The organism is Bacillus sp. (in: firmicutes) (assembly GCA_017656295.1).
In the GTDB taxonomy this organism is placed as follows: Bacteria; Bacillota; Bacilli; order Bacillales; family JACDOC01; genus JACDOC01.
In genome coordinates this window covers 471424-495737 of record JACDOC010000001.1, presented here as the reverse complement: position 1 = coordinate 495737, position 24314 = coordinate 471424, and the positions used below count along the sequence as shown (strand labels likewise).

Annotated in this window: 34 protein-coding genes; 14 read left to right on the top strand and 20 right to left on the bottom strand. The window is 38.9% G+C overall.

Annotation, left to right across the window (positions count from 1 at the left end; translation table 11 throughout):
* Window positions 1–4: 4 nt before the first annotated feature.
* From H0Z31_02485 to H0Z31_02475, 3 genes are read left to right on the top strand one after another with little or no spacing between them, the layout of a single operon-like run.
* Window positions 5–481, top strand: coding sequence for a Na+/H+ antiporter subunit E (locus H0Z31_02485; GenBank protein ID MBO8176302.1), 477 nt, complete (start codon window positions 5–7; stop codon window positions 479–481).
* On the top strand, window positions 481–765 hold the full coding sequence (locus tag H0Z31_02480; GenBank protein MBO8176301.1) for a Na(+)/H(+) antiporter subunit F1: 285 nt from the start codon (window positions 481–483) through the stop codon (window positions 763–765). The genes H0Z31_02485 and H0Z31_02480 overlap by 1 nt, the downstream gene beginning before the upstream one ends.
* A complete protein-coding gene (locus tag H0Z31_02475; GenBank protein MBO8176300.1) occupies window positions 749–1108 on the top strand; it encodes a Na+/H+ antiporter subunit G in 360 nt (119 codons plus the stop codon). The genes H0Z31_02480 and H0Z31_02475 overlap by 17 nt, the downstream gene beginning before the upstream one ends.
* A gap of 20 nt (window positions 1109–1128) precedes the next feature.
* On the opposite strand, the gene H0Z31_02470 is transcribed toward H0Z31_02475, so the two are convergent.
* From H0Z31_02470 to H0Z31_02445, 6 genes are all read right to left on the bottom strand, one after another.
* Window positions 1129–1512, bottom strand: coding sequence for a hotdog fold thioesterase (locus tag H0Z31_02470; GenBank protein ID MBO8176299.1), 384 nt, complete (start codon window positions 1510–1512; stop codon window positions 1129–1131).
* Window positions 1513–1840: 328 nt separating this feature from the next.
* A complete protein-coding gene (locus H0Z31_02465) occupies window positions 1841–2053 on the bottom strand; it encodes a hypothetical protein (GenBank protein ID MBO8176298.1) in 213 nt (70 codons plus the stop codon).
* A gap of 77 nt (window positions 2054–2130) precedes the next feature.
* Window positions 2131–2835 carry an RNA methyltransferase gene (locus H0Z31_02460; GenBank protein ID MBO8176297.1) on the bottom strand — a complete coding sequence of 235 codons (705 nt, stop codon included), beginning with the start codon at window positions 2833–2835 and terminating at the stop codon, window positions 2131–2133.
* Between the two features lie 83 nt (window positions 2836–2918).
* Window positions 2919–4232, bottom strand: a complete 1314-nt coding sequence (locus tag H0Z31_02455; GenBank protein ID MBO8176296.1) for a Na+/H+ antiporter family protein — start codon at window positions 4230–4232, stop codon at window positions 2919–2921.
* A 406-nt stretch (window positions 4233–4638) separates the two neighbouring features.
* Window positions 4639–6144 carry a leucyl aminopeptidase gene (locus H0Z31_02450; protein MBO8176295.1) on the bottom strand — a complete coding sequence of 502 codons (1506 nt, stop codon included), beginning with the start codon at window positions 6142–6144 and terminating at the stop codon, window positions 4639–4641.
* 59 nt (window positions 6145–6203) lie between these two features.
* Window positions 6204–6575: a DUF309 domain-containing protein gene (locus H0Z31_02445; GenBank protein ID MBO8176294.1), complete on the bottom strand. Its 372-nt coding sequence runs from the start codon at window positions 6573–6575 to the stop codon at window positions 6204–6206.
* A gap of 71 nt (window positions 6576–6646) precedes the next feature.
* On the opposite strand from H0Z31_02445, the gene H0Z31_02440 reads away from it, so the two are divergent.
* Both H0Z31_02440 and H0Z31_02435 read left to right on the top strand, forming a co-directional pair.
* The gene (locus H0Z31_02440) at window positions 6647–7123 is read left to right on the top strand and encodes a divergent PAP2 family protein (GenBank protein MBO8176293.1); all 477 of its coding nucleotides are present in this window, start codon (window positions 6647–6649) and stop codon (window positions 7121–7123) included.
* Window positions 7124–7209: 86 nt separating this feature from the next.
* On the top strand, window positions 7210–8019 hold the full coding sequence (locus H0Z31_02435; protein MBO8176292.1) for a cobalamin-binding protein: 810 nt from the start codon (window positions 7210–7212) through the stop codon (window positions 8017–8019).
* A 194-nt stretch (window positions 8020–8213) separates the two neighbouring features.
* On the opposite strand, the gene H0Z31_02430 is transcribed toward H0Z31_02435, so the two are convergent.
* From H0Z31_02430 to H0Z31_02410, 5 genes are all read right to left on the bottom strand, one after another.
* Window positions 8214–8924 carry a 3D domain-containing protein gene (locus H0Z31_02430; protein MBO8176291.1) on the bottom strand — a complete coding sequence of 237 codons (711 nt, stop codon included), beginning with the start codon at window positions 8922–8924 and terminating at the stop codon, window positions 8214–8216.
* 143 nt (window positions 8925–9067) lie between these two features.
* Complete coding sequence (locus H0Z31_02425; protein ID MBO8176290.1) at window positions 9068–9361, bottom strand: YuiB family protein; 294 nt, start codon at window positions 9359–9361, stop codon at window positions 9068–9070.
* A 137-nt stretch (window positions 9362–9498) separates the two neighbouring features.
* Window positions 9499–9663 (bottom strand): YuiA family protein, encoded by a 165-nt coding sequence (locus H0Z31_02420; GenBank protein ID MBO8176289.1) that lies wholly within the window; start codon window positions 9661–9663, stop codon window positions 9499–9501.
* 107 nt (window positions 9664–9770) lie between these two features.
* Window positions 9771–10253, bottom strand: coding sequence for an NUDIX hydrolase (locus tag H0Z31_02415; GenBank protein ID MBO8176288.1), 483 nt, complete (start codon window positions 10251–10253; stop codon window positions 9771–9773).
* A gap of 299 nt (window positions 10254–10552) precedes the next feature.
* Window positions 10553–11770 carry an NAD(P)/FAD-dependent oxidoreductase gene (locus H0Z31_02410; protein MBO8176287.1) on the bottom strand — a complete coding sequence of 406 codons (1218 nt, stop codon included), beginning with the start codon at window positions 11768–11770 and terminating at the stop codon, window positions 10553–10555.
* Window positions 11771–12083: 313 nt separating this feature from the next.
* Between H0Z31_02410 and H0Z31_02405 the strand changes: the two genes are divergently transcribed.
* On the top strand, window positions 12084–13082 hold the full coding sequence (locus H0Z31_02405; protein ID MBO8176286.1) for an NAD(P)/FAD-dependent oxidoreductase: 999 nt from the start codon (window positions 12084–12086) through the stop codon (window positions 13080–13082).
* Between the two features lie 68 nt (window positions 13083–13150).
* On the opposite strand, the gene erpA is transcribed toward H0Z31_02405, so the two are convergent.
* On the bottom strand, window positions 13151–13513 hold the full coding sequence (gene erpA / locus H0Z31_02400) for an iron-sulfur cluster insertion protein ErpA (protein MBO8176285.1): 363 nt from the start codon (window positions 13511–13513) through the stop codon (window positions 13151–13153).
* Between the two features lie 194 nt (window positions 13514–13707).
* Here erpA and H0Z31_02395 point away from each other — a divergent pair, with 194 nt between their 5' ends.
* Entirely contained in the window at window positions 13708–14406 is a 699-nt protein-coding gene (locus tag H0Z31_02395; GenBank protein MBO8176284.1) for a DUF2225 domain-containing protein, read from the top strand.
* 38 nt (window positions 14407–14444) lie between these two features.
* Here the strand turns inward: H0Z31_02395 and H0Z31_02390 are convergent, their stop codons facing one another.
* A complete protein-coding gene (locus H0Z31_02390) occupies window positions 14445–14684 on the bottom strand; it encodes a YuzB family protein (protein MBO8176283.1) in 240 nt (79 codons plus the stop codon).
* Window positions 14685–14916: 232 nt separating this feature from the next.
* Between H0Z31_02390 and H0Z31_02385 the strand changes: the two genes are divergently transcribed.
* Window positions 14917–15984: an NAD(P)/FAD-dependent oxidoreductase gene (locus tag H0Z31_02385; GenBank protein ID MBO8176282.1), complete on the top strand. Its 1068-nt coding sequence runs from the start codon at window positions 14917–14919 to the stop codon at window positions 15982–15984.
* A gap of 74 nt (window positions 15985–16058) precedes the next feature.
* Here H0Z31_02385 and H0Z31_02380 read toward each other — a convergent pair whose 3' ends face one another.
* Window positions 16059–16382: a YuzD family protein gene (locus H0Z31_02380; protein ID MBO8176281.1), complete on the bottom strand. Its 324-nt coding sequence runs from the start codon at window positions 16380–16382 to the stop codon at window positions 16059–16061.
* Between the two features lie 162 nt (window positions 16383–16544).
* On the opposite strand from H0Z31_02380, the gene H0Z31_02375 reads away from it, so the two are divergent.
* Window positions 16545–16781, top strand: coding sequence for a NifU family protein (locus H0Z31_02375; GenBank protein ID MBO8176280.1), 237 nt, complete (start codon window positions 16545–16547; stop codon window positions 16779–16781).
* Between the two features lie 35 nt (window positions 16782–16816).
* Here H0Z31_02375 and H0Z31_02370 read toward each other — a convergent pair whose 3' ends face one another.
* Together H0Z31_02370 and yutH are read right to left on the bottom strand one after the other, a co-directional pair.
* Window positions 16817–17782: a D-glycerate dehydrogenase gene (locus H0Z31_02370; protein MBO8176279.1), complete on the bottom strand. Its 966-nt coding sequence runs from the start codon at window positions 17780–17782 to the stop codon at window positions 16817–16819.
* A gap of 50 nt (window positions 17783–17832) precedes the next feature.
* Window positions 17833–18852 (bottom strand): spore coat protein YutH, encoded by a 1020-nt coding sequence (gene yutH / locus H0Z31_02365; protein ID MBO8176278.1) that lies wholly within the window; start codon window positions 18850–18852, stop codon window positions 17833–17835.
* A gap of 188 nt (window positions 18853–19040) precedes the next feature.
* On the opposite strand from yutH, the gene H0Z31_02360 reads away from it, so the two are divergent.
* Both H0Z31_02360 and H0Z31_02355 read left to right on the top strand, forming a co-directional pair.
* Entirely contained in the window at window positions 19041–19544 is a 504-nt protein-coding gene (locus H0Z31_02360) for a phosphatidylglycerophosphatase A (protein MBO8176277.1), read from the top strand.
* Between the two features lie 11 nt (window positions 19545–19555).
* Window positions 19556–19786, top strand: coding sequence for a hypothetical protein (locus H0Z31_02355; GenBank protein ID MBO8176276.1), 231 nt, complete (start codon window positions 19556–19558; stop codon window positions 19784–19786).
* Here the strand turns inward: H0Z31_02355 and H0Z31_02350 are convergent, their stop codons facing one another.
* Window positions 19787–20551 (bottom strand): TIGR01457 family HAD-type hydrolase, encoded by a 765-nt coding sequence (locus H0Z31_02350; protein MBO8176275.1) that lies wholly within the window; start codon window positions 20549–20551, stop codon window positions 19787–19789.
* A gap of 223 nt (window positions 20552–20774) precedes the next feature.
* A complete protein-coding gene (locus H0Z31_02345) occupies window positions 20775–21212 on the bottom strand; it encodes a DUF86 domain-containing protein (GenBank protein ID MBO8176274.1) in 438 nt (145 codons plus the stop codon).
* A 139-nt stretch (window positions 21213–21351) separates the two neighbouring features.
* Between H0Z31_02345 and H0Z31_02340 the strand changes: the two genes are divergently transcribed.
* Window positions 21352–21615, top strand: a complete 264-nt coding sequence (locus H0Z31_02340; protein ID MBO8176273.1) for a DUF3055 domain-containing protein — start codon at window positions 21352–21354, stop codon at window positions 21613–21615.
* Between the two features lie 92 nt (window positions 21616–21707).
* Complete coding sequence (locus tag H0Z31_02335) at window positions 21708–22001, top strand: cytosolic protein (protein ID MBO8176272.1); 294 nt, start codon at window positions 21708–21710, stop codon at window positions 21999–22001.
* A gap of 40 nt (window positions 22002–22041) precedes the next feature.
* On the opposite strand, the gene H0Z31_02330 is transcribed toward H0Z31_02335, so the two are convergent.
* Window positions 22042–22317, bottom strand: coding sequence for a DUF1027 domain-containing protein (locus H0Z31_02330; protein MBO8176271.1), 276 nt, complete (start codon window positions 22315–22317; stop codon window positions 22042–22044).
* 114 nt (window positions 22318–22431) lie between these two features.
* Between H0Z31_02330 and H0Z31_02325 the strand changes: the two genes are divergently transcribed.
* Window positions 22432–23145: a YhcN/YlaJ family sporulation lipoprotein gene (locus H0Z31_02325; GenBank protein MBO8176270.1), complete on the top strand. Its 714-nt coding sequence runs from the start codon at window positions 22432–22434 to the stop codon at window positions 23143–23145.
* 219 nt (window positions 23146–23364) lie between these two features.
* Here the strand turns inward: H0Z31_02325 and lipA are convergent, their stop codons facing one another.
* A complete protein-coding gene (gene lipA, locus H0Z31_02320) occupies window positions 23365–24282 on the bottom strand; it encodes a lipoyl synthase (protein ID MBO8176269.1) in 918 nt (305 codons plus the stop codon).
* Window positions 24283–24314: the final 32 nt, after the last annotated feature.

Here is a 24314-nt window from a genome sequence, read left to right as displayed (position 1 = left end):
CATAATGGCTTTTCAAATGTTGTTAAATGTACTTTTAGCGTTCATGTGGATGTTTTTGACCGTTTCTTTTGATCCGTCGACTTTTATCGTCGGTTACGTGTTAGGCTTGATCATTATCTTTGCGTTACGAAGATTTTTTCACTCTCGTTTTTACGTCATTCCATTTTTAGCCCTTTTAAAACTGTTACTTATTTTCTTAAAAGAGTTAGTTCTTTCGAATATTGCGGTATTAAAAGTCATCATAAAACCGAAATTAGATATTCAACCAGGTATTTTCGCCCTGCCAACCCAATTAACGAAAGACTGGGAAATTACGATGTTAGCGAATTTAATCACCCTTACACCTGGAACGTTTGTGATTGACATCTCTGAGGACAATAAAACGTTATACGTTCATGCGATGGATGTACCAGATGTTCAAGCAGCGATTGAAGGAATTAAAAATTCTTTTGAAAAAGCGATTATGGAGGTGAGCAAATAATGTTAACTACTATTTTAAATATTTCGTTAATCATTATTTCCATCTCCATGGTCGGTCTCATTTATCGAGTCATTAAAGGACCATCTGTACCCGATCGGGTCATTGCTCTAGATGCGATGGGAATCAATCTCATCGCGATTGTTGCGATCGTGTCCATCCTGTTAGATACGAATGCATTTTTAGAAGTCATTCTATTAATTGGTATTTTAGCGTTTATCGGTACGGTTGCCTTTGCGAAATTTTTAGAGAAGGGGGTTATTATCGAACGTGAACGAGATCGCTAATTTCTTTGTCGGAGCTTTTATTCTCATCGGTGCCTTGTTGACGTTAGTTACCGCAGTTGGTTTGATAAGACTCCCTGACGTGTACACGAGAAACCATGCTGCCAGTAAAAGCGCCACGCTTGGCATCATGTCTATTTTACTGGGGACGTTTTTATATTTCTTCCTTCATGAAGGACACTTTAACTCTCGTGTCCTTCTCGGGATTGTGTTTATCTTTTTAACTGCACCTGTCTCAGGACATTTAATAAGCCGGGCAGCTTACTATTCCGGTGTGAAGCTTTGGCAAGGCAGTGTACGGGACGAATTAAAAGGTGTAAAAAAGAAACGTGCAGATCGTTCATAAGTCTGCACGTTTTTTTACGTTTATTTTTTCGGTACAACCGCAATGGTACATCGAGAAATACAAATGAGTTGTTCTTGTTCATCAACGATACGGATATTCCATACCATTGTTGTTCTACCTTGATGGACGACTTCAGCGATTGCTGTCACGAATCCATCTCGCTTGGATTTAATATGATTGGCATTAATCTCAAGTCCGAAGCATATTTCATTTTCCTGATCAATGAGCGTATAAGCCCCGACGCTGGCAACTGTTTCTGCTAAGGCAACGGATGCGCCTCCATGTAAATACCCAAATGGCTGTCGTGTACGTTCATTCACAGGCATAGTAGCCACTACTTTCCCTTTATCGACCGTTTTTAACTCAATTTGCAGCGCCTCTAATAAAGTATTTTTAACATTCATGGACGTCCCCTCCCATATTTTACATGTTCAACTTACCATATTTCACTGCTAATGAAAACGAATTTTTTACGAGAAAACTACAAACCAATAAATAATGCTCGATTGAGGGAATGAGGAAAGGCTTACCCATCATTTCTAAGGACACTTGTGCTAATACGATTATTGGTTGGCTTAGGGCATATTTTATTAGGGATTATTGATTTATTTGAACATTGGGGAGCATCGATATCAATAGAAAAAGGCGTGTCTACATCAGACTCGCCTTCTTTTTATTTTGTTATTTATCTTTTAGCTAACGTACTCCCCACAATATTTCTTATTGTTCTATTTAATAATACCCATACGGACCATATGGATAATAATATGGGTACGGATAGTAATAAGGGTATGGACGTGGACGGAAGATGGCACTACCTACTAAGCCGCCAAGCAGTCCGCCAAAAAATGGGCCACCGAAAAACGGGCCGCCAAAAAATGGGCTACCGAAAAACGGTCTTCTCCCCCCAAAAAATGGCCCACCAACAAATTGACGTGAATGCATCGGGTAACCTCCTTTATACATACTCACATTATTCGTATGCATTAAGAACCTGGTTGGTCTAGGCAAGAGCGGATATATTACGATTCCGTCAACTTTGCTCGTAATTTTTTCGGAACGGATAAATGAACCCACTGTTTTAACAATTCTTGTTTTTCTTCAAGGGTTAAATAATAACGCTCTTTTGCGACTTCTTTTGCTTTGTTGGTGATATAATGTAGTGTAATGGCTGCTGCCACAGAAATATTTAAGCTTTGAACAAACCCTTTCATAGGGATAACAAATGTACCGTCCGCTGCGTTTCTCGCATCATCCGATATGCCCGCATGCTCATTCCCAAATAAAAGAACTGTCGGTTTCGATACATCTACATCTTCTAAATACACACTCTTTTCCGATAGATCGGTCGCAAATACTTGGTAGCCTGCTTGCTGATAATCTCGAATCGCTTCTACGATTGTTGGTTTTTCTTTGATTGTTAACCATTTATCTGCACTTTTCGTAATGTTGGCGTTTGGCTGAAACGGAGCTCGTCCACGAACAATGGTAACATCTTGCACTCCAAATGCATCTGCTGTACGGAGAACTGCCGCTTGGTTATGGCCATCATCTACGCCCTCTAATAATAATGAGATGTATCGAGTGCGTTCATTAAGCACTCGATACAATTTTTCCATACGTTCATCATTAATCATTTCCCAATAAACACGGTTATCTTCAAGTAACAATTGTTCCTCTATGAGCTGTTGTTTCAGTGAAGAATGGTTCGTTTTTACATTTTTCATGTTCGTTACCCTCTCTGATGGTAATGTAAAGACTACGTTACACCATAACATAATTCACTCAAAAAATAAAGGAACGGTCAGAATTATAAAAGAATCGCCGCAAGCCATCCGAAAATAATTAATGGTACATTGTAGTGTAAAAAGGTTGGAACACACGTATCCCAAATGTGATTATGCTGACCGTCGACATTTAATCCGGATGTCGGTCCAAGGGTCGAATCAGAAGCAGGAGAACCAGCATCTCCTAATGCAGCGGCTGTACCGACTAAGGCAATAGTCGCCATTGGGCTAAAGCCAAGTTCTAACGCTAATGGGACAAAAATCGTTGTGATAATTGGAATCGTCGAAAAAGAAGAGCCGATCCCCATCGTCACAAGTAACCCAACGATGAGCATCAGAAGTGCGGCAATGGATTGATTTCCTCCTATTAAGTTGGCTGCCCCATTTACAAGGGACTCTACTTCTCCTGAAGCTTTTAACACACTTGCAAATCCAAAAGCCGTAATCATGACAAATCCGATAAACGCCATCATTTTCATACCACTAGTTAACAGCTCATCGGCTTCACTTAAGCGAATTGTACCACTGGCATATAATACAAGCATTCCCGCAAATGCACCGAAAATCATGGAATCGAATTGCAACTGAACAACTAAGGCAATAATGATCGCGACAATAGAAAATATAACGCTTATTTTCGAATACGATTCAACAGACAGTTCTTCAGAATGAATCGTTTCATAGCGACGATGTTTCCGATAGGATACGAATATCGCAAAAATTAATCCTACAACAAGGCCAAGTGTTGGTAAAAGCATCGCTAGGGGAATTTGTGTCACATCCACTTCCATTCCGCTTTCAGCCATGTTCGTTGCTAAAATATCATGAAAGATTCGCCCAAATCCAACAGGTAACAAAATATAAGGAGCAGTGAGACCAAAGGTTAAAACGGATGCAATGAGCCTACGGTCTACTTGAAGTTCATTTAAAATTTTTAATAACGGTGGAATTAAAATTGGGATAAAAGCTATGTGAATCGGAATTAAGTTTTGTGAAAAAATAGACATGATTAACACAAATAAAACAATCACTGCTTTTGATAATGCTTTTCCTGTACGATCACCTTTTTTTGCAACTATTTTTAACAAGAATTGAACAAGTACTTCTGGAAGCCCTGTTTTGGATATTGCAACAGCAAAAGCACCGAGTAACGCATAACTTAACGCGACTTCTGCTCCGTTTCCTACACCTGAAGAAAAAGCTTCAATGGTCTCATTGATGGACATTCCACTAGTGAGACCACCCACCAACGCACCAACTAGAAGGGCAAATACGACATTCACTCGTAGTAAACTAAGCGCGAGCATAGTGATGACTGCTATAACAACGCCATTCATGAATAAGAACTCCTTTCAGCTGTTAACACTTTATCTTGGTAAATTGGTAGAGAAATAAAATACGTTTCCTAAAATAGCACGGATGGATTCAACAGTCAATGAAATAATTTTCCATTAATAAAATTTATTCTTATTAGTCCAACGCCGATATGAGATGTAAATTGCTTCATAGCAGCAAGTAAACTTCACTTAGAATTAGGGGTTATGTCAAGTATTGTTTCCATTTCCGCAAGTATTTCTTCTACTTGGCAAGTAATACTCTTTACGGAAAGTATTTTTGTATGTAATAAAAAATGAAGTAACACCCCGATTTTTTCTCCTCCAACCTAAAGGAAGCCATCATTTGTTTATTTAAACAAAAACGTTTGGGATCTAACCCAAACGTTTCCATATGACTATCCATCATTTATTTGTTTCTAATTGGTTCAAATCGTTCTACAAATAGCGCAAGTGTACGAGTCATCACACCAGTTCCACCTGCTGGACCGAGATCATGGTTCACTTTTGTAGTTGCTGTACCAGCGATATCAAGATGTACCCATGGCGTATCTTCAGCAAATTCGCCAATAAAAGCTCCACCCATAATTGCGTGTCCTTCACGTCCTGGAGAATTGTTTAAATCGGCAATTTTACTGTTACGAACGCGTTCCTTATCTTTTTCTGTATATGGGAGACGCCAAATAAATTCATCTGCTTCAAAGGAGGCTTCGAGCACTTGTTCAAATAAGTCTTCGTTATTTGTAAGTGCACCCGTTTTATCTAATCCAAGGGCGATAATAACCCCACCTGTTAATGTCGCTACATCGACTAAGTAGTTCGCCCCATGGTATTTCGCATACGTAATAGCATCAGCTAGTGCTAAACGACCTTCCGCATCAGTGTTTAACACTTCGATCGTTTTTCCGCTCATCGACGTAATAACGTCATCTGGTTTAAACGCTGAACCACTAATCATATTATCGGTAGCTGGGATCACTGCCACGACGTTTTGTTCTGGACGTAGCTCACCGATGATTTCCATTGCTCCTAACACAGCAGCCGCTCCGCCCATGTCTGTTTTCATTTCAACAAGGCCTGTCTTCGGTTTGAGGGAATATCCACCTGTATCAAACGTAATCCCTTTTCCGACAAGCCCAATAACGTCGGTCCATTCTTCTTTTCCCTGATATTTTAAAACAATCATCTTTGGCGGTTCCGCCGACCCTTGGTTAACCGCTAAAAAGGCCCCCATGCCAAGCTTTTGCATGTCTTCTTTTTCTAAAATTTCTACTTCAAAGTCGTATTTGTTCGCTAAGTCGACCGCAAAATTCGCTAAATCCGTTGCAGTTAAAAGGTTTCCTGGTGTATTCACTAATGTTCGTGCTGTATTTGTTCCTTTTCCGTACACATAACCGACCGTTAACGCACTCAAGACTTCTTCTTTATCTGCCGAAGACATGACTTCTATCGTTTCCACCATTTTTTCCGGTTCGTTTCCTTTTTGCTTGTATCCTGCAAATTCGTATGTAGATAAAGCAAAAGCTTCCGCGAGCGCATGCGCTACATCTACTGCAGAGTAGTCATTATTCACAAATGTATCTAGTAGTACAGTAGCAGATGTATATTTCCATTTTTTTATAGATGAAAACGTTCGTCCAAATGCTTCTTTTAAAGCGGCGAACGAAATGTCTTTTTTACCTAATCCGACAAAAACAATCCGTTTCGGTTTAATATGGCCAAACGTATGAATTTTTGTGACTTCCTTTCGCTTCGCCGAGAGATCGCCCACTTTTACTAGCTCTGTTAATTGACCATGAAAACGCTCATCTAATTCTTTTAAACTATCTCCAAACTTATCAGGTACATCCCAAAGTCCGACAATTAAGCATTCGTTTTGTGAATTAAACCCGTTTCCATTCGAAAATTCAAACATGTTCGACACCTCCTTCTTCATTATAACAAAAGCTATTTCGACTATCTAAAAAATATCATCTATGGGAAAAGAAAACTCGGCAATGGTGGGAGAGATTTGATTTTTTCAAAAGGCACTAGTTCCACCGTTTGTGGTATAATGAAAAGGCATTGGTCAATGTACTGACAAACTTCTTGTACGTTGACTCCATCCATCGTTTCCATTGTATGGGTAAGGTAATGATGGGCAGATTGTAACATCATACGAGCTCCTTTTATGTTCCCATAACTATAATGGTAAAGACCGACACACATTTGTAACATTCCTTTAATTAAGTAATTTTGTTTATCAATCATCCATATTTCTTCTAAATAATCATGACACGTATAGTAGTCACCTTTGTTGAATGTTTGTTTGAAAATTCGAAATGTTTCTTCGATAAAATCATTCATACAATCACCTCTTTTTATGAGGATTACATATACCTCATTAATGACGAAGTCGAAAGGATGTTTCATTCACCATGGATTTATTGACAAACTTCCCTCTTTTGACCTCATTAACAGCCATCTTCTTTGCCCAATTTATAAAAGTGCCAATTCAATTTATTGCCAGCCGAAAATTGGATTGGTCCTTAATGACTTCGACCGGTGGTATGCCAAGCTCTCATTCAGCTGCGGTCACTGCCTTAGCAACTGGTGTCGCTTTGGAAACGGGACTGGACTCCCCATTATTTGCAGTCGCGACCATTTTTGCCATTATTGTCATGTTTGATGCTACTGGCATTCGCCGTCAAGCAGGAGAGCATGCCATTGTGCTCAATCAGTTAGTCGCTGATTTTCATAAATTCGTCGAAGAAGTAAAAGGATGGCCAAAGAAACCACAACAAGAAAAACAAAAGGAATTAAAAGAACTATTAGGACATAAACCGATAGAAGTCTTTTTTGGTGGATTAACTGGGGTCTTACTAACGCTCATTTTGTATTATTTTATCTTTTAAAGAAGCAGCAGGACAAAAAGCACGCAAACAAACAAAGCGTGCTTTTCACTTTCTTATGTCAATATATTCACTAAGGGGATGGAAACATGAAAATCGTATCGATTTGTCCGAGCAACACAGAACTGTTGACTTATTTAGGATTGGAAGAAAAAATTGTAGCACTCGACGATTATTCAGATTGGCCCCCACAACTTCAACACCTACCACGAGTTGGTCCAGATCTATCGATTCGTATGGATGAAGTCGAAGCACTCGAGCCTGATTTAGTGGTAGCCTCGTTAAGTGTTCCTGGGATGGAAAAAAACATCGAAGAGCTTGAGAAACGATATTTGCCTTACATCGTCTTAAATCCATCTTCACTAGAGGAGATCGGACGTGACATTCTATCACTCGGTCAAGCATGTGGGGTAGAAGTACAAGCAAAAAATGTTTTTTATGCGTATCAGGAACAATTGAATATGTTTCGCCAAGCTGCTTCACAATGTAAGACCACACGACGCTTATATTTCGAATGGTGGCCCAAGCCGATTTTTACACCTGGAAAAAAGAATTGGCTTACGGAAGTAAGTGAACTAGTTGGAGGAACAAATGTGTTTGCGGATGTTCCACTGGCTAGCATCCAAACGGACGGAAACGACGTGATTAACCGAAATCCAGACTACATTTGTTTAGCATGGGTCGGCGTACGCACGGAAAAAGTTCAGCCTGCTGTGGTGAAAAAAAGAGCTGGCTGGGAGCAATTAGAAGCTGTTCAAAACGATCGTATATATGTATTAGAAGAGGAGCTGTTTTGCCGTCCGTCCCCACGTCTCTTTGAAGGAATATTAAAGTTAGGGCGACTGCTTCATCCAGAAGTGTACGAATCCGTTTCCTTACTTCCACCTTTTAATCGATAAAAAGGTGAATCAATAAAAAAAGTGTACGTTTATTTTAAAAATATCTGTACGAAAGAATAGTAAATTTAAAGCTTGAGGACAAATATTCCTCAAGCTTTTTTGTGCAAATTACTATGTGATTTACTGTTGATTATCGCGTAATTTATTATTTATTTAATGTAAGGCTTTTCTCTACAAAAACGGAAACTTAAACGTTATTTTTTATTTGGTTGTATATAGGCTTGGCGGAAAACTTGCATAGACTCTTCTTCATTCAGCGCGATTAATTCATCTTCTGTTAATCTGCCCTCACCCATTCGTATGATGTACACATCCACCGTTTTCTTTCCCCACTGTTCATAAACAGCTTCGACCGTTTCATAATATAAATCAATTTTGTTACCCTTAATCGCTGAACCGGTATCAGCTACTACCCCAAAGCCGTAACCAGGAATGAACAAAATCGTTCCAATCGGAAACACTCGAGTATCCGCTGCGATGGTGGAATATAAATCACGCTTTACCTTAACTCCCGAAAAGGTGATTCCATATTGAGGGTGATTCGGATGTTTCCCTGTTGATTCGAATCCAGCTGTATAGCCTGTAGCGACGACTGTTTTTTTCGGATATTGACTCCAATCAAACTCTTCTTCAAGGGATGGAGTCGCTATAACAGGTTTACTAGCGGAAATTTTTACGTTTGTTTGAGCAAAATACTTCAACATCTTCTCTTTTAAACTAAATTGTCGTCCTTGATGAAGTTCTACGTCTTTACTATCTTTCCAAAGAGGCGATGCTTGGTAGTAAATCCAGTTAGCTAACGTTTTGGCCTTTACTCCAGAAATGGATTGATATGTAACTAAAAGAGCTAACATAAACAACACGGTCATAAACGTTCTTTTTAACCATTTTTTGGTCCTATCCATTATTAACATTCACTCCTCCCAGGTCTATTACTTCCCAGGAAGGAGTGAAAATATACAATAAAAACAAAAAAAACGATGGATATGTCGGAAAATTATGTTAATTATTCATAAAAAATAAAAAAGCCTTCACTTGTTCGTGAGGCTTAAAACATTCGGTATCCTTTTTTACGTAAAATTTTCATCGTAATTCCTGCTACAATGGCTCCTGCTAAGCCACTTGATAAAATAATGACATCAGCTGGAGCGAGTCGACTAAATTTTTCTCCAAGCAACCGAAACGATTCCTGTGTATTTGTAAAATAGTCGATGAAACGAACTTCGTTATTCACAATAAAAATTGCTACAATCGGATAAATAAAGGCCATAATCCATGTCATCCGAAGCAACATGTTCAATAAAAAGCCAATGCCGAAGAAAAGAACGAAAAACAAGAGCATTGAGATAATCAATCTTGGAATATCCATCATAGGTCAACACCTCCTAAACACTAAGTAAAAGTGTACTCAATGTTTAGGATGGAGTCAACCAAGAGGAGTTTTTGCATTGATTGTAAATCTAATAGGCAAATGTTGATTTATTCATCTTTTTTCTTTCCACTACCACCGCAACTAGGACAGGTTTCTGAACCACCAAGAACTAATTGAAAATACCCATTCCCAGAACAATACGGACAGCTATTCATTTGTTTTTCTCTCATCTCTTCCATCTCCCTTTTTAGAATTTTCTGATAATATATCATCATCTTCGATTGAAGGAAAGACGGAAGAGAACCGATATGAGTTAATGAAAACGGATACATCTTTATTTTCTTTTGTATATCTTATTATTTTTTAGTTTTTTGAAAATTTATAAAAATAATTTGTAGTCTTTGTATCTAAAGTGATTTCCTGGATTTAACGATCCTTTATCCTTTTTAATTGATATCATTTTATCTTTTATCAGTTCGTGAAGAATAATCGAGGCGCTACGATCTTGTAAAAGGTCTTCTGGGTCTATCCATTGAACTTCTTCCATTTCAACCTCATTTTTTTGAATGTGGACATGTTGTGGCGTTAACGAAAAGATGAGCAAATTATCGCTAATGTCATCATGTAACACCCCTGTACGTAAACCAACGAGTCCATTCACAACAGTGTCGATACCTGTTTCTTCTTTCACTTCTCGTACTACGGCTTGATCGACCGTTTCTCCTTTTTGTACAAATCCAGCAGGTAACGACCATTTTCCCTTAAGTCCTCCATACTTCTTTTTCACCACTAACCAGCGTCCCATTTCGTCTTGACACCAACCGGCTACTGCTAACCATACAGAACCAAGATCTTTTGGCATACCCAACTCCCCTTTCATATAGAGACCTGCAACAACTGCGATGGGCAAACTGTTCCGAATTTTTTTCATGCGATTTGTCAGTTTTTTCGCCGGTACTTAGTCGATTTCCTTTTTTGAATTGTCCACTTTCACTGAATTTTTTCCTACTTTTCACCAAGATTGGTCCAGTTTCTCATCCAATATGCCCAATTCCCTCAATCGTTTGTCCAGATTTACAACATTTTTAGAAAAGATAGAATGTACCCAAACATAAAAAACCTTAGCCCCCCAGTGGAGAGCTAAGGTTCATTTTATGTTAATTAAAAGAAATTAAATTTACCTTTTTTGAACACAAGTGAAGTACCGCCAATCATGTAAAGCGCACGGTTGTCAACTACTTTTTTCATGAATGCCGCTTTTGTACCCATTAATTTTTTACCAAAAACGATACCGATTGCATCGTCTTCACCTAATGAACATACCGTACCTTTAATGTCTGGTTTGAATGTCTCAAGCTCTTCTTTTCCACGAATTAAAGCGGCTAAGTTGCGAGCACACACTTCCCCTTGCTGCATCGCAATTTGAGCTGTTGGAGGGTATGGACGGTTAATTTCTTCGTTAATAATTAATGAGCAGTCACCGATAATGAACACGTTGTCGTAACCAGGTGCACGAAGATCTGGATTTACTTTTACGCGGGCACGCATGTTTTCAAATCCAGCTTTTTCAATGATGGAGTTACCGCGTACACCTGCTGCCCATACAACTGTACCGGCTTTAATTTCTTCAACTTCATCTTCACCTTTGGCAACGATAATTCCGTCAGCAGTCACTTCTTTAATAGCTGTTCCGATGCGGAATTCTACCCCTTTACTTTCTAAACGAGCTGTTGCATATTTAACAAGCTCAGGGTCGAATCCAGGAAGAACCATTGGAGCTGCTTCAACACATACGATTCGAACTTTTTCGAAATCGATATCGTATTCACGGCAAAGCTCAGGAACACGGTTTACAAGTTCACCAAGGAACTCGATACCAGTAAAGCCAGCACCACCAACAACAATTGTTAAGCGTTCATCTTTCTTCTCTTCTTCAGTGTTATATGTTGCAAATTGATATTCAATATGCTCACGAATTTGACGCGCCGAATTGACGTTTGAAATAGAAAAAGCATGCTCTTTTAGACCTTGAATACCAAATGTTTCTGGCTCTGCACCAAGAGCAACTACTAAATAGTCGTACTCAATTTCACCGCTGTCAAGGATAACTTTGTTTTCAGACGGATGAATGTCTTCAACGGTTGCTTGAATAAATTCAACTTTGTTACGGTCGATGACGTCACGGATATCGTAACGAACACGGTCGTGATGTAACGTACCAGCAGAAGCTTCATGAAGCCATGTTGTTTCATAATGGTAATCGTTTTTGTTAACTAAAACGATTTCAGCTTCATTTACACCAACTAACTTTTGAAGACGTGTTACTGTCATTAATCCACCATAACCTGCACCTAACACTACAACTTTTGGCTTTCTCAAATCGATCACATCCACCTTTTTCTAATTTTTTGGACACTGCTACCCTTTGTGATATACTTCACGAATATAAACAAAAAAATGATAAAAAATTGTCATAAAATCTTAACATTATGCCTACATTACATATTATTCTTTTTAACATCGTTTTTCAAGGTATATTCCGAAGAAGATTAACTTTAGAAAATTATGAAAACAAATAAAGAAAGCGTTTTCTTTAATATATCAACACTTGTAGTACAAGTTGTTCATGATAAATGGAAGAAATTTATATGATATGATATAGGTAAAGGTTTTAAAATGGGAGGGATCACGGTTGAAAGAAGATGCAAAATTGTATGATATTACCGTTATCGGTGGCGGTCCTACTGGATTATTCACTGCATTTTATGGGGGAATGAGGCAAGCATCGGTCAAAATTATTGAAAGCTTGCCACAGCTAGGTGGTCAATTATCGGCTCTTTATCCAGAGAAATACATTTATGATGTGGCCGGATTTCCAAAAGTTCGAGCCCAAGAATTAATCGATAATTTAAAAGAACAAATGAGTAAGTTTGACCCAACAATTTGTCTAGAACAAGCCGTTGAACATGTCGAGAAACGAGAAGATGGAACATTTAAAATTACGACGAATAAAGAAATTCACTTTTCCAAAACGATTATTATAACAGCCGGTAATGGAGCTTTTCAGCCACGAAAGTTAGATTTGCCTGAAGCCTTACAATACGAAGGGAAAAACCTTCATTATTTTGTCGACAATTTAGAATCATTTCGAGATAAACGTGTCGTTGTATGCGGAGGCGGGGATTCGGCGGTCGATTGGGCGCTCATGCTGGAGCCGATTGCTAAAGAGGTCACTATTGTTCACCGTCGCGACAAATTCCGTGCCCATGAGCATAGTGTCGAAAACTTAAAAAACTCACGTGTCCACATTATGACGCCGTTTATTCCAGTAAAATTAGTGGGAAAAGAATACATTGAACAAGTAATACTAGATGAAGTACGTGGAGTTAAGAAAGTAACGCTAGATGTTGATGCGGTCATTGTGAATTACGGATTCGTCTCTTCCCTAGGCCCTATTAAAAATTGGGGGCTAAACATTGAGAAAAACTCGATCGTTGTGAACTCCAAAATGGAAACAAATATTCCAGGTATTTATGCGGCTGGTGATATTTGTACATATGAGGGGAAGGTCAAACTGATCGCTTGTGGTTTTGGTGAAGCTCCAACAGCGGTCAATAACGCGAAAGCATACATGGATCCAAAAGCTCGTCTGCAACCGATGCACAGCACGTCGATGTTTGATCAGAAATAAAAACAGAAAAAACCTAAAACCGTAAACTTGTGGTTTTAGGTTTTTTATTCGTCATTATTTGACTAAACCTAACATTCCTCAGGCGTCCCGGTATTGGTAGCTGTTCGGAACGAAGAACCGCAACCACATGTTGCAATTGCGTTTGGATTATTAATGGTAAAACCGCCGCCCATTAAAGATTGCTTATAATCAATCGTTGTTCCTTTTAATATCGGCGCACTTTCTTTGTCCACTAAAATTTTCAATCCGTGCTGCTCGAATTGAATGTCTCCCTCTTTAACTTCATGGTCGAATCCCATTCCATAGGAAAGGCCGCTACAACCTCCCCCTTTTACAGTCACACGTAAGTATGCCCCTTCTTCTTCATTATGCTTCATCATATCTTTAATCTGAAACGCCGCTGCTTCAGTCAAAATCACGACATCGTTCATCATTTCCACCTCCAAACATTCAAAAGTGAGGTTTTACTACTAGTATATCCCTTTCTCTTTTGTCCCTCAACTAATTGAGTTCCCCATTTTTTATCAAACCTAGTTCTTTTTTCACTCTACACACATTATAATCAAAGTATAGTTATAACGACCTAAGTTAATCGAACGAAAAAGTAATAACTGAAGGTGAAATGATGGAAATACTATCTCCTTACTTTGAACGAAATATTAGCTGCCATCTTTGTGAACAGCCATTTACAACAACCAAAATTCGGTCCAGATTCGTAAAATTAAAAGGACTGGATACCGATTTTTGTCCGTTATACATTTCTAAAGAACTAAATCCTTTGATATATAATGTTCACGTTTGTCCTCATTGTGGATACTCATTTACGGACGATTTTTATCCAAAATTTATTCCAGCTATAAAAGACAAATTAGCGCTTACGTTGTTTGAACGATGGACACCTAAAAATTACGGAGGACACCGAACGATTGAAGAATCAATAAATACATACAAATTAGCTATCTTTTGCGGTATTGAAAAAAAAGAAAAACATATTGTGATCGCTGGCTTGTACTTACGGACAGCTTGGCTTTACCGAATAATGAACAACCATGAAGAAGAACAGCGCTTTTTAAAATTAGCTGTTCAAGAATATGTCAATGCTTATCTGATCGAAGACGTCCCACGCTATGGAATGTCCGAAGTCAAACTCTTATATTTAATTGGGGAATTATCACGTCGTACAGGACAATACATTCAAGCTGCTTCTTATTTCTCCCGCGTGTTTCAATTACGAAAGCATACGATTGAAAAACGGATAGTTGAGATGGCTCGTGAACAATGGTACCTAACGCGGGAAGCATACAAAAAAAGTGCCACCAACTAAAAAAGCAATCCCTTCCTTGGTAATAGATTGCTTTTTTATTAAAACATCGGATTTTCTTCCAAATATTTATAAATATTTTTAACTAAATCCTCTGGTGTTTCTCCAGTGACCATTTCTCCATTCACGAGTGCATATAACGTTTCCGCACATTTCCCACAATAGCCTAAACAACTATATTCGACAATATCTAAATCTGGATCTTTCTCTAGTATTTCTCTTGCGCGCTGGGCACCGCTCGCAAGGTTACTTACACAAAACTCAATAATCGGTTTAATCAACTTGATCACCCCTCTACTAATTGTTTATCGTACCTTTTTTCTTCAGACACGTCAATGAATTAAGCTGTATGTCAGATTTTGAATAATTTTCCCTAATTGTGTTGTGAATTTGCAGGGATTTCGCTATACTTTTTTATGGAAAAGAAAAACTAATTGACAAATACGTATTTTTTGAAAAAAAGCACAGTTGAATCAAGACAGATATAAGCATTGTGCAAAAGGGGAAATTTTCATGAAACATTTAGTGCTTCTTGGTGGAGGATATGGAAATATGCGCGTTCTCCTCCGTTTATTACCAAACAATCTACCGGAAGACGTTTCCATTACACTGGTAGACAAGGTGCCGTACCATTGTTTAAAAACGGAATATTACGCACTAGCTGCTGGAACCATTTCTGATCACCATGTTCGGGTGCCTTTCCCAGAACATCCACGGTTAACCGCTAAGTATGCGGAAGTCACAGGCATCGATTTAGAAAATAAGCTCGTTCACTTAAAAGATGAAGAATCAATTTCTTATGATGATTTAATTATTGGTCTTGGCTGCGAAGATAAATATCATAACGTTCCAGGTGCCAAAGAGTACACGTATAGCATTCAATCCATTGAGAAATCCCGAGACACGTACCAAGCGTTAAATAACTTACCAGCAAATTCTGTTGTCGGAATTGTCGGTGCTGGACTAAGCGGCGTTGAATTAGCCAGCGAGTTACGGGAAAGTCGGCCGGACCTGCATATTAAATTATTTGACCGTGGAAAACACATTTTATCTTCATTCCCAGATCGCTTAAGCACGTACGTTCAAGACTGGTTTGAAACACACGGAGTAGAAGTCATTAACAACGCGAACGTAACGAAAGTTGAGCCAACCGTTTTATACAATCATGATGAGCCGGTTAAATGCGACGTCATTGTATGGACTGCAGGTATTCAACCGAACCGTATCGTTCGCGAATTGGATGTAGAAAAAGATCCTCAAGGTCGGGTCATTTTAACGAAATATCATAATTTACCTAACGATGAACATGTGTACGTTGTAGGCGACTGTGCTAGCTTACCACATGCACCAAGTGCGCAATTAGCTGAAGGTCAAGCAGAGCAAATTGTCCAAGTGTTACTTAAACGCTGGAAAGGCGAAGAGCTTCCGGAAGAACTACCGCAGATTAAATTAAAAGGTGTATTAGGCTCCCTTGGGAAAAAACACGGGTTTGGCCTTGTCGCCGACCGAGCGATTACTGGACGGGTTGCACGCCTACTAAAGTCCGGTATTCTTTGGATGTACAAATATCATAACGGATAATCAAAAAAGAGCTAGCGTCTCCGTTACTGGAAACGATAGCTCTTGTTCTTTTTATTTTTTCCTTTAGAAATTTTTTATTCCGCGCGATATCCGTATTTTTCTAATTTGGCATATATCGTCTTTAGCTTCGGATTACCTTCTCCCACAATTTCCCCTTCAATGACAACTACGGGATAAAATAAATCTTCTTCAATCACTCGTATCGCAAAAGCTTTCATTTCTTCATCTTCTGGAGGTTGAAAAATATCAACATACTTTATCGTAAACGGCTGATTTGGAAATTTACGTGATATGGCAGCCTCTAACCATTCATAGGTTTCTTTGGATGAAGGTAAGTTCACACAGCTAGGGCAAACTTGTTCGGCCCCATAAACGACAATTTCAGCTACTTTTTCCATTTCGTTTCCCCCTTTGTTGATTCACTAATATTGTACATGAAAGTGTGCTAAATTTCTAAACATATGAAGAAGGGTTTTGGGTAATAGCGTACTTCTTAATTCTTCAATAGATTTTTTTGTGAAATGTCATTATAATGGTAATAAGGAAAGGAGTCGATAGTAATGTCTGATCAAACAATGAAAGAACAAGTACAAGAAGTATTAGATAAATTACGCCCATTCCTACTTCGCGACGGAGGAGACTGTGAGCTTGTTGACGTAGAAGACGGTGTCGTCAAACTTCGCCTTTTAGGTGCATGTGGTAGCTGCCCAAGCTCCACTATTACGTTAAAAGCTGGTATTGAACGCGCTCTTCTTGAAGAAGTTCCTGGCGTCGTTGAAGTAGAACAAGTATTCTAATATAAAAAATGATCGGGTAGATCCCGATCATTTTTTTATTTCACAGGCGTTTTAGGCGATTTTCCTGATAAAACAGCCATGATATTTTCAACGGCCAATTGCATCATACCATAACGAGTTTCCTCTGTAGCACTTCCGATATGTGGGAGGGCAACTACAGTTGGGAAAGATAACAACGGATGATGTTCATCAATAGGTTCTTTTTCAAACACGTCTAATCCTGCCCCACGAATTTCTTTCTCTTCTAACGCGCGGATTAAATCTTGTTCTACGACAATCGGACCACGCCCCGCGTTAATAAAAATAGCTGAACGTTTCATCCGACGGAACGCATCATAATTAAACATTCCTTTCGTTTGCTCCGTGAGTGGCGCCAGACAAACCACAAAATCCGATTCCGATAATAACTCTTCAAAGGAACAGTAGATCGCTCCAAGTTGTTGTTCAGCTTGTTCATTCCGCTTACGGTTATGATAAAGAATATTCATATGAAAACCTTTCGCCCGATGCGCAACCGCTTCGCCAATTTTCCCCATACCAAAAATCCCAATCGTTTTATGGTGAATATCGGTCCCAGCAAGTAATAACGGTGACCAACTTTTCCAATGTCCTTCTCGTACGTACCGGTCCGCTTCCACGATTCTTCTTGCAGTCGTCATAAGAAGAGCAAATGTTAAGTCAGCAGTTGTTTCGGTCAACACATCCGGAGTATTACAAACGATAATTCCTCTTTTTCGTGCTGCTATGACATCAATGTTGTCATATCCTACAGCTAAATTAGCAACCACTTGTAATTTCGGAGCTTTCTCGAACAACTCTTCATCGATTTGGTCGGAGAGCATCGTGAGCAATCCATTCGCTTGAGCGGCTTGTTCTAATAAAAGGTCTCTAGGTACAACTTCGTCTTCCGATGGCCACATTTCGATATGAGCTAATGTTGATAACGGTTCGACTACTTCATCTGGTAATTTGCGTGTGATAAAAACGTATGGTTTTGTCATGTTGCTTCGACCCTTTTCTTTTTTTCTTTATTGTAGCATAAGAATAATCACTATAATACAGGCTTTCCAAGCCACTTGATTGTCGGAATCTTATACTTTCGTAAAGGGACGCGGGCCACATGATAAAATGATGATAAAAAGCGCTCATAATCCGTTGAATAACGTAAACATTTTTCTAATTGTTCTTCTAATTGCTTTTGTTTTTGTTCTGACGCCACTAAAAAATATTCTTCAATGCATTCAAAGTAATGAAGCGGAAACAATAGACGTGCATATAATAGTCGCCATGAAAAGGACGACAAAGAATTTACTGTTTGATATTCTCCAAAAAACTGTTCGACATCCGGATGAAAAGTAGACGTAAACCGAAAGTACTTTCCTCTCACCCATTCGGACAAATCTCTACTTGCATGGTCAAATACCCAATCAAATGGATGATGGATCCAATACTTTTTACCCCATGCGTCATCATAAAAGTGCTCGTGACATATCGTGCCGGCATCTTGAGCAAGAGGTTTATCATCAATTTCCGTATCGACTAAATATTGAATGGCTGTTTCGGTTAATCCTAAATAATACGGAAACGATTCGACAAAGTATTTCGTAAACGGAGTATTGGGATGTTCACGCACCATTTCGTTCCAAACGTTTTCCATTTGCTGTAGCCTTTTGCTCCAGAGATCTTTCCATTGTCCCATACGACTAGTGGCTGTAATTGTTTTTTGAATGGAACGACCCATGCGATGAAGCTTCCCTAATTTTCTTCCAAAACGTACGTGAGATGGAGCATAGCGCAACGGCGCTTTCAATAAGACGAAATCTTGATCTTTTTCAGTGACTAAAAATTTATTTTGTTTTGATAATACGAACGTGGCAACATAACGATCCCCTTCTTTCACTAGGTGTTCCGACATTTCGTATAATTCTTCCATTGTTTCTTGTTCCACATGTGTAACCATCACAATACTATATAGAAAACCGTTATATATATACGTCTCATACCCATCTTTCCAATGAACAGGTTGGGCTCCTTTTATGGAAAAATACTTTTCCAAGATAGGGTGGGTCATCTTCCTCCTCCTTTGGTGTTTGAATTTCTTTGTTCTGAGGAAATATAAATACGACTTGAAATTGTTCTTTATTTCAAATATATGCGAAAGGTAAAAACCAATATGCAATTGAAGACAAAGGTTGTCCGTATAAATGACTCAATATTGTCATATATTGATTTAAATTCTATTAGAAAAGGTGAAATAAAATGGGGATTGAACAAAATAAAATGAGTACCAAGCAAGTAGCTAGACAATGGTTGTACGAGCGTGGGGTTAAAATTGAGGATATTGCTGAATTGGTGATGTTCCTTCAAAAAAAATACTACCCCAAATTAGAAATAGAAGAATGTATATATAACGTGGAACGCGTCCTTTCCAAGCGGGAAGTACAAAATGCCATTTTAACTGGTATTCAGTTAGATAAATTAGCGGAACAAAAGTTGCTTAATGAACCACTACAATCGATCATTTCTGTCGATGAAGGGCTATACGGAATCGATGAGATTTTAGCCTTTTCTATCGTCAATGTGTACGGATCGATTGGGTTTACGAATTACGGTTACATCGATAAACAAAAGCCTGGAATATTAAAAAAACTTAATGATAAATCTTCTAGAATGTGTCATACCTTTTTAGACGATATCGTCGGGGCTATTGCGGCAGCCGCCTCCAGCCGGTTAGCTCATCATTCTATCGATGAAGATGATTAAAAAGGTATCGGGTGTTTCCCGATACCTTTTTAATTAATTGGCTCTGTTATAAGTCATTGTTGATTTTTAGCAAGTTATTCACACGGCGGCGACTCCAGCGGGAACAAGAAGCCGCAAGACCCTTACTTGAGCGTAGCGAGGGAAGCGGCTTGCACCTTGCGGCTTGCCCGCGGAAACCGTCCGCCACAAGCGTAATGTATAAATATCAACAGTATCGCTTAACAGAGCCTATTAATTATTAATTATACTGTCCAATCATCAAGAGAATCGACCGTATAGGTTGGTTGGAAATCAACCTCTTTTAACGCTTCTTTTGTCGTTACTCCTGTATGAACTAGCAGGGTGTCGATTCCCGTACGAAGACCCGCTAAAATGTCCGTATGGTAGTTATCTCCGACCATAATGGTGTCTTCTTTTGATGTGCCAAGCACTTTTAAAGCCTGTTCCATAATAATTGGTTCAGGCTTTCCAATAAAAATAGGCTCCGTTTGGGTAGAGACGGTAACAACAGATGTCAATGAACCATTCCCAGGTAACAAGCCACGCTCAGTTGGAATTGCAATATCTCCATTCGTTGAAATAAACGTTGCCCCGTTACGAACACCTAAGCAAGCGAGCGCCAGCTTTTCATACGTTATCGAACGGTCAATACCGACGACGACAAAATCTGGTTTTTCTTCAACAAGCTTAAATCCTTTTTCTAATAAAGCGGTTCGAATTCCTTCTTCTCCAATAACATAAACGGTTGCGTTCGGTTTTCGTTCATACATATAATTAGCGGTAGCCATACTAGTTGTAAACACTTGCTCAGGGCGGGTTGGGATGTCAAATCGATTCAGTTTTTCAGCAACTTGTTCAGGTGTTCGTGATGAATTGTTCGTCACAAATAAATAAGGAAGTCCCTTATCAATAAGTCGGTGAACAAATCGGCCAGCTGCTTCAATTTTCTCTTTTCCGCGATACATCGTGCCATCTAAATCGATTAAATATCCTTTGTATGATTTCATATTTGTCTCACTCCTCTTAGTTGATACCTTTGTTTAGTAGATTATTTTTCGTATGTAACGATTTATTTCCCGGTTCAGCAAGGATTATTTTCAGTTTTCCTTAACTTTTTTACAGTTTTGTCGACATTATTTGCATTTTCCACTTATTTTATCTGATGATATACTTCACCCTATTGTACGTGTACAACAAATAAAAACGCTTTCATAACGAAAGCGTCCTTGCTTAATTTTTGAATGCAGAAACTGGCCCTAATTCGGTTTCTAAATAATTGCGTACCATTTGACTGAATGGACGGATTTGCTTCAAATGCTGCTGAAACGTATTGGATAGCCCTTCGTGGTCGACTTCCATATAGTTTTGTACTAGTTGTTTACGCCAACCAATGATTTGCTTTAAGCTTTTTTCAACTTCTTCAGTAATCACTTTTTCATCGAGTAAAATATCAACAATATCTTCAAAGCTGCCTGGATCTCGCATAATAAAGCCATCAATCATACTGTTGCCCACATCTAAAACTGCTTCAATGATAGTGTGACAAATCCGTTCTAAGGCTGCTTTTTGTACATCCGTTTCCCAACTAGCTTCCTTTTCTAATAATTCTAATTGCCGATCGTAAAATTGAAGCGTTTGTTCAATTTTTTGGCGATCCACAAAATACATGATGAACACCCTTTCCAACAAAGAAGGAATGGTTTTACTTCCTTTTTAGCTATATTCTCCAACCTTATTGTATCACACCTTTCCTACATTGAAACGAATTTGGTATGATGAAAAATGAAAAGGACAGGAGGAACAATACATGGAACGATTTTTTTTGTATGATCAAAAAGAAACAGCGAACATTCGTTTTGTTAGCTTTATGGGTGAATCACAACGGTACGACTTAGCTATTCTTCAAACCGATCGTTATTACGGAAAACAGTTAATATTAAATTTACAAAGCAATCAGTATGCGATTATTGGCCGAGACGATTTAGACGAACCAGGATATTTAGAGCATGTTTTTCAATTAAACGAAGAAGAAGGAAATGAATTGCGTTCTTTTTTATATGAAGTCGTGTAACTGCGCGTTTTGAATAAGTTCAGAGGGGGCACATATACTAAAAAAGAAATGGAACCATCCATTTCATTATCCTCACATTCGAGGTGAGACTGTTGACAAATCGCGACTCGGAACAATATTCTGATTTCTCCAACGTGGAAACGATGAGAAATTTTTTAATACCAGAGGGATTACCAGAAGGAGCGTATGGATCCCCTCGGGGAAAAGATAATCCTGTTTTCAACAAATCAACGCCTTGGAGAAAAGGACAACGCTATTATAGTGCCTTTAATTATGAAGTTAGAACACTTCACCAAGACTTGCCACGACAAATGGACGGGGCCCATCCTCCCCATGACGAAAAGTCCAAAAATAGCGAGCCTCCATACGGCACTGATGAAGGATAGCGTCAACCAATCGGTCAGAAGAACGATCTTTTCTGACCGATTATTTGTCTACTTTTTTCAATACAAAATAAGCACAGCCAAAATTACAATATTCATACAAATATTCCTTCAATGTACTTATTTTTGTATCATATGTGGCTTTTTGATTTTGATCATCAAAAAATCCCCGTAAGCGTAACTGTCCATATCCCCAGTCACCTAATATATAATCGTATTTCGCTAAAATATCGCTATAGCGATTACGAAACGCCTCTTCATTAAAACCGTTCCGATGCTCTTCCACTAATTCGTAATGAAGATTATTGATTGTAATCATCCGTATCACCTGCCTTAAACTGTTATCCTAATTTCCATTATAGCTGATTCACCACTTATTACTATGAAAAAAAATTAAGATCGAAGCCATCCTAATAGCGAGGGGGTGGTAAAGTTGAGAAAATGGATTCTTTCGTTAGGTGTCGTTAGTATTACTGCATTGGCAGCCTGTGCAGCAAATACCGATGACGAGCAAGGACTGTTTTATGATTCAGGAAACACCATCAATGTCCAAAACCGTGGTGAATTATATAACGAAAACGATAACTATACAACGCAACAAAATGCCGAAGAATTCGGATTCGTTCGTCACCAAAAAAGCCCTATTATGGGGGACACCGTCACATACGACAACATGTATTTAATCAATCGGGAAAAAGCTGCCGATGCAATCAGTAAAATGTCCGTTACTTTACCAAATGTCACGGACTGTTCCACACTTGTAACCGATGAAGAAGTACTCATCGCCTATCGCACGAAAGCCACTGATGACCAATCGCGATTTGAAGTTGCCGACCAAGTGAAAAAAACGGCTATGTCTGTGGTCCCAAGGTGGTATCACGTATACGTAACAGATGACCCTCAATTATTACGTGACGTAGAAAACCTCTCGAATATGGACGCGGACATGCGAAATGCCAATGCTGCTATCGAAAAAACGATTGAGCTAATGTTAGAACGTTCTCCACAAGGTCGAAACATGAGTGATGGGGAAAATCCGAACGGAGAAATGATAAACGAAATGACGGATCGAACGGATCGCTTCCAAACTCAAACGAAGATGAAATCTCCTGACGGTTCATGGCGTGGTTCGAACATTATCCGCTAATGGTTTATGAGCTGACTTTATTTAGGAAGTCAGCTCGTTTTTAGTCCTCACCATCTCCTTATGGATTATTTTCTTACATGATTTAACAGACAAACTCTTTCTAAACTTAGCAGTTGGTGTGATACAAATTTCTACTAACTAAGCATAGGAACAATTTCGCGTAGGATATAAAAGAAAAAAGTGACCCTTATGACAAAGGGCCACTCCTTAACCTTTAGTTTAGGCATTTTTTGTTTCGATTTCACCCATTTTTTGTTTCGTCTTTGCTGCTTCATTTACTTGTTCATCCGCATGGTAAGATGAACGAACTAATGGTCCGGATTCACAGTGGCTAAACCCTTTTTCTAAGGCGATTTCTTTTAATTCCGCAAATTCATCTGGATGATAATATTTTTGTACTTTAAGATGTTTTTTCGTCGGTTGTAAATATTGACCGATGGTTAAAATATCGACATGATTTGCCCGTAAATCATCCATTGCTTCAATAATTTCTTCCTTCGTTTCACCGAGACCAATCATAATGCTAGACTTTGTTGGAATATCTGGCTGTAATTCTTTCGCTCGACGTAAAAATTCCAGTGAGCGCTCGTAAGTTGCACGGGCACGAACTCTTGGTGTCAAGCGACGGACAGTCTCAATGTTGTGGTTTAAAATATCTGGTTTCGCATCCATTAACGTTTTTAAGTTTTCGTACACGCCTCCCATATCTGAAGGCAATACTTCTATTGTCGTAAATGGATTTTTGCGACGAATGGCTCGAACCGTTTCAGCAAATACAGCAGCTCCACCATCAATTAAATCGTCCCGTGCAACCGCTGTCACAACAACATGTTTTAAATTCATTAAGCGAACGGAATCTGCCACTCGCTCTGGTTCTTTCCAGTCTAATTCTGTTGGTAACCCCGTTTTAACGGCACAGAAACGACACGCCCGCGTACATACGTCTCCTAAAATCATAAAGGTAGCGGTGCGACGAACAGCCCAGCACTCATGAATGTTTGGACAGCGGGCTTCCTCACATACCGTATGTAAGTTTTTCTCCCGCATCATTTTTTTCAAGCCGGTATAGTTTTCGTTCGTATTTAATTTTATTTTTAACCATTCTGGCTTACGTAAGTATTCATCTCTTTTGCTCATACTTTCATCTCCAATCGTCCAATTGTCGTCTG